The sequence below is a fragment of the Nonomuraea sp. KM90 genome (assembly GCF_052246675.1).
Classification (GTDB): domain Bacteria; phylum Actinomycetota; class Actinomycetes; order Streptosporangiales; family Streptosporangiaceae; genus Nonomuraea.
The window spans coordinates 1-1,654 of record NZ_JBQQCB010000342.1; the positions used below are offsets into that span (position 1 = coordinate 1).

1 protein-coding gene is annotated in these 1,654 nt (G+C 72.2%); it reads right to left on the bottom strand.

The window, feature by feature from the left end:
* Nucleotides 1-1,609: acyltransferase domain-containing protein (locus ACTWPW_RS64065; RefSeq protein WP_443175018.1), on the bottom strand; the 1,609-nt coding region annotated here is incomplete at its 3' end.
* Nucleotides 1,610-1,654 lie beyond the last annotated feature (45 nt).

Here is a 1,654-nt window from a genome sequence, read left to right on the forward strand (position 1 = left end):
CGATCCAGTAGCGGTCGCGCTGGAAGGCGTAGGTGGGAGGCTGCCCACTCGGGGCCGGTCCATCACCCAGCACCAGCGGCCAGGCCACCGGCGCGCCCAGCACCCACGCCTGAGCCAGGGACAGCAGCATCCGCCGCGATCCACCCTCACCCCGCCGCAACGACCCGCACACCCCGGCCTCGACCCCCGCCGCCCGGCAGATGTCCTCCACATCACCGACCAGCACCGGATGCGGACTCACCTCCACGAACACCGGCGCACCCACCCCCGCCGCCACCCGCACCGACTCCTCGAACAGCACCGGCCGGCACAAGTTCTCCACCCAATACCGGCCCGACAACCGCCCCGCATCCAGGAAGGCCCCCTCCACCGAAGAGCAGAACCCCACCCCCGCACCATCAAGCGGCCCCACCCCGGCCAACGCCACACCCAGCTCCTCAGCCAGGCGATCCATGTGCGGAGTATGCGAGGCGTAATCCACCGCGATCCGCCGCACCCGCACCCCCGGCAGCTGCTCCAACTCCTCCAGCGCGGCCACCTCCCCGGCCACCACACAACTGGCCGGACCCGAATGCACCGCCACCCACAACCGGCCCGCCCACCGCGACCCGATCAACTCCCCCGCCCGCGACGCCGACACATCAAGCGCCGCCATCCCACCACTACCCAGCACCTTCTCCAACGCCCGGCCACGCAGCACCACCACCCGCGCAGCATCCTCCAGCGACAACACCCCCGCCACACACGCCGCCGCCATCTCCCCCTGCGACTGACCCACCACCGCCCGCGGAACGACCCCGGCCGCCCGCCACACCGCCGCCAACCCCACCATCACCGCCCACAACACCGGCTGCACCACCGGCGACCCCTCCAACCCCGGAGCCCCCGCCACACCACGCAACACCCCCACCACCGACCAGCCCGTCAACGACCGCACCACCCGATCACACCGCTCCACCTCAGCCCGGAACACCTCACAGCTGTCCAGCAGCTCCACCGCCATCCCAGCCCACTGCGACCCCTGACCAGGAAAGACGAACACCACGTCCGAACCCGCCACCGCGGACCCGCTCACCACCGCCGCATGCGACTCCCCCGCCGCCACCGCACCCAACCCCGCCAGCAACTCCGCCCGATCCGACGCCACCACCACAGCCCGATGCCCGAACACCGACCGGCCCGCCAGCACCCGACCCACCCCAGCCAGCTCGCCCTCCGGCACACCAGCCGCGAACTCCACCAGCCGCGCCGCCTGCCCCCGCAACGCCGCCGCACTCTTACCCGACACCACCCACACCACCGCGCCACCGCCCACCACCGGCCCCCGAACCGGCAGCACGTCCTCCCGCTCAGGCGCACTCTCCACGATCACGTGCGCGTTCGTCCCCGACACCCCGAAACTCGACACCCCAGCCCGCACCGGACCCGACCCCGGCAACTCCACCGCACCCGTCAGCAACCGCACACTGCCCGCCGACCAGTCCACATGCGGCGTCGGCTCCGACACATGCAACGTCGGCGGCAACACCCGCCGCTCCAACGCCAGCACCATCTTGATCACACCCGCCACACCCGCAGCCGCCTGCGCATGCCCGATGTTCGACTTCACCGACCCCAGCCACACCGGCCGATCAGCCGGCCGCCCGCGCCCGTA